3 protein-coding genes and 1 pseudogene are annotated in these 3,764 nt (G+C 58.8%); all 4 read right to left on the bottom strand.

All coding sequences use genetic code 11. The features are described from left to right. Positions 1–1,256 (bottom strand): annotated as a pseudogene (locus RMO15_RS13935) (hypothetical protein); the annotation flags it as partial. 22 nt (positions 1,257–1,278) lie between these two features. Further along, positions 1,279–2,445: an AI-2E family transporter gene (locus RMO15_RS13930; protein WP_309713682.1), complete on the bottom strand. Its 1,167-nt coding sequence runs from the start codon at positions 2,443–2,445 to the stop codon at positions 1,279–1,281. 5 nt (positions 2,446–2,450) lie between these two features. Further along, on the bottom strand, positions 2,451–2,753 hold the full coding sequence (locus RMO15_RS13925) for a YtxH domain-containing protein (RefSeq protein WP_309713679.1): 303 nt from the start codon (positions 2,751–2,753) through the stop codon (positions 2,451–2,453). Between the two features lie 9 nt (positions 2,754–2,762). Then, the coding region (gene mnmA / locus RMO15_RS13920) for a tRNA 2-thiouridine(34) synthase MnmA (RefSeq protein ID WP_309713677.1) at positions 2,763–3,764 on the bottom strand (1,002 nt) is incomplete at its 5' end.

Raw genomic sequence — 3,764 nt, 5'->3', positions numbered from 1 at the left:
CCGAGAGTGCTAGAGGCTCGCAGCTCGGCGTTCTCCTGGATACGGCCCGTGCGCGATGTTGCCGACGCATTGAGGTTGTCCGTGCCATTAAAGCGAAAGCTCAGGCTCCCACTCTTCGGCAGAGGAAGCTGCTGGGTCAGGCCATAGGTGCTGGTGCGGTAGATCGAGCCGCCGGAGTCCGAGCTATTCTGTCCTAGCGTGATACCGGTGCTTGTAGTGCCGATAGCGCGGTTAAGAGCCAGGGTCGTGTTCTGGGTTTTCGAGTTCTGCGTGGCGGCGAAGTAGGAGTTGCTCTGAAAGTCCGAGCTAAGGCGTGCATCTATCTCCCCGAAGCGCTGCTCGTGCTGAACCTGTCCGTTGAGGTTGCGGGCGTTGCGGCTCCTGTCATTGAGGGTGTAGAGGTTGACACGGCCCGCAGCGGTGTCGCCGAAGCGATAGGTCTGGTCGGTGCCTAGCCCAATTCCTTTTTTCTCCATCCAGTCCACACGTAGCAAGCCTGGCAGTGTCTTGGCGAGCGAGTACCCGATCACGGCCTTGACAAAGTAGCCCTCTTCCTGAGTCCGTCCGATATTGGGCAGATAGCTGTAGCGCGGCTGCTCAACAACCGGGATGGTCAGGTGCTTGATGCGCAGAATAATCGTGTCGTAGCGGTAGATCGTCACATCACGCAAGGTGAGGCGCTTTTTGGGAACCAGCTCGGCGTAGCCAAAGCCGATCTTGGCGTGCGGATGAGCCAGGTCACAGGTCGTCAGAAAGCCGTCGGTTGCTTTCAAAATATCGCCCTCACGCTTGATGCTCTTGCCCCAGAGAATAACGGGCTCTAAAATGCCCTGACCCACGCGGTCGGGGGGAAGCACCGTGTGGGCTTCGAAGGCCTCAAACTCGCGGGTCTTGCGGTTGAAGCCAATGCGCTCGGCAAAGAAAGTCTCCTTGCCCGTCTCCATCTGTACCTTGGACTCAAACGTGATGTAGTTTTTCTTCTCGTCGTAGGTGGCCCGATCACACGTCACGACATAGCCGTCGTAGATCAGCTTGACATTGCCTAAAAGAAGCGCACCGTCATCGGTGGCTTCCATGCGATCCGCCGTCGGAAAAATCTCGTTGGTCTTGCTCTTGGGCTGACCACTCTCGCCGGGCGGCTGCGCTGGCGCGTTTGGTGCGGCTGTGGGCGGCTGACGTGGTGGCAACTGACTGCCCCGAGGAAGCTGTGTCGGTAAGGTCGGCCTCGGGGGCTGGATGGCAACGAAGAACGGCATATCTGCTCAGACCAACAAAACGCTACTGGGCTTCAGACTCCGTCTCCGTGCCGCTCTGCTCTGGAGTACTGCTCAGCTCGGGCGTGGGCTGCGCTAGCTTCGGAAAGAGCCGAAAGAGCACGACTTGCACACTACCGGCTGCTGGATAGGCCAGGAGCATGCCCCAGAGGCCAAAGAGCGATGCCCCCACCAGAAGTGCGAACATGGCGACTATCGGATGCACCCCGACGCCACTACCCACGATCTTGGGGGTGATGATATTGTCGAAGCTGAAGTTTAAAATCGCCAGCAGAACCACTGAGGTGATCAGAGTAGGGATACCCGCGTTGGTGACCAGTCCGACGATCACCGCGGTGACTGCCGCACCCAAGAAACCGACGTAGGGCACGATATAGAGCGCCCCGCTGACGATTCCGATGAGTAAGACATAGCCCAGCATCTGTGGGGCCAGCACCAGACAGAGCAGAGAAAACAGCAGGGTCGCGGTTGCCATGTAGGCCAGACTTACCTGGAGCATGCCGCGCAGGTAGTTGCTGAATACCTCCCCAACATCACTTGTTACTCCGACAAACTGGGTGCGCAGGTTGGTGGGGAGCAGGAAGATCAAGCGCCGCCGGAATCGTCCCAGGTCCATGAGCAAGAAGAAAGTCAAGAGGGGAATGAGGATCACATTCAGCAGGCCCGAGAACGAGCCGACGACTGCTCCTAAGAGCTTGGGGCCAATTTGCTTGGCGGTGGCAGTGACCTGGTCGGAGTACTGCTTGGTTAGGCTATTGATGGAGTCGGGGAGAGCGATAGGGCCGATTTTTCGGTGGCTCTGTAGCCAGCTATCGACACTGATTTGGAGCTGACCTAGTCCGTTGCTGGTGATCCAGTCTATGAGCTTTTGAAGCTGACCGATAAGGCTTGGCACCACTAAAACAATCAGCGCGGTAAAGCCTAGGAGAAAGAACGTAAACACGAGCGCGACAGCGGGAGCACGCTTGCCTTTGGTAAACCCGACATTCTTTTGAATCTTATTGACGACTGGATCGCAGAGCAGGGCGATCACTAGTGCTGCGACAAAAGGCGTGCTGACGGCGATAGCGGTCTCTAAGAAGCGATAGCCCAGAAAGAGCGCCAACGCCGCGACGGCTACTCCTAAGGCACCAAATAGACCACTGAGAAACGCCTCACGTCGTGCTGGCATCTCGATTACGCGTCCAACTGTGCCATGAGCTCCTCGCGCTTCTCCGTGTAGGCGGCTTTTCCCGCCTCGACAGAGTGTGCAAGGTTCTCTTTGGTCTGCGTCGCCAGGTCTTTGCTACGCGCTACCAGCTCGCTGGTGGCCTCTTGCAAGCGATCCATGGTCTCTTCCGTGCGATCCTTGAGATCCTCACGGAGCTGTGCACCCGGTTTGGGGGCAAAGAGGAGCCCTAAGATGCCTCCCACTGCCATTCCCACCACGAGACCTGCCGCAATGGCGCTGAAATCACTGCCGTCTTCTTCTTCGTTCATTCCATCTCCCTATTGAATTGTTCCGCCGCCTAGCACCTGGTTGGCTTGCGGCCCGACCCCGTAGAACACGGCGGCCTGACCGGGTGAGACCGCACGAAGCGGCTCGTCAAACGCAACACGCACGGTGCTGTCTGCCTGGCAAATTAACCGGGCCGGGCGCGAGTGCATATTGTAGCGTATCTTGACCTCGCAGGAAATAGGCTCTCCCACCGGTGGCGGGGCGAGCGCGACCCAGTTCAGATCCTCCACATCGCAGCCGTCGGCGAAAAGCTCTTCGTCCTTGCCCACGACCACCGTGTTGGTCTCTGCCTCCACTTTCAGAACATAGAGCGGGATAGGGGAGCCGACATTGATGCGCTTGCGCTGCCCGACCGTGTAGAACGCGGAGCCCTCGTGCTTGCCTAGATGGTTGCCGTCGGCATCAACGAAGTTGCCCGTCTGCACCAGCTCGGGGGCTTCTTTGGCGAGAAACTCGGTGTACTTGCCGCCTTGCACAAAGCAGATCTCCTGCGAATCGGGCTTGTCGGCGACTAGCAGGCCGTACTGACGAGCGAGTGCGCGGGTTTCTAGCTTGCTTGTCAGCTCTCCCAGCGGCATGGTCATGTGCGCGAGCTGGTGCTGCTTGGTGGCGTAGAGGGCGTAGGTCTGGTCTTTGTCGCCATCCGTGGCACGTGCCAAGCCCCAGCGCCCGGTTGTCTGGTCGTGAAACACTTTGGCGTAGTGGCCCGTGGCGAGCTTGGTCGCGCCCAGTGCCAGCGTCTTCTCTAAAAGCGCGTCGAATTTTATATAACGGTTGCAGTTGACGCACGGGTTGGGGGTTCGTCCGCGCCGGTAGTCCTCGATAAAGGGCTTGATCACGGCATCGGCGAAGGGCTGTTTGTAGTTGAGGACGTAGTGCGGAATCCCGATCCGCGCCGCCACACGCCGCGCGTCTTCGACCGCCCCGAGCGAGCAGCAACCCGCGCCCTTGGTCTCGGTGGTACTCTCCTGCCAGATTTGCAGCGTGATGCC

Origin of the sequence: Armatimonas sp. (assembly GCF_031410135.1) — a bacterium.
Classification (GTDB): Bacteria; Armatimonadota; Armatimonadia; order Armatimonadales; family Armatimonadaceae; genus Armatimonas.
The sequence above is the reverse complement of the archived record's forward strand: the minus strand, read 5'-3'. Positions and strand labels throughout refer to the sequence as shown.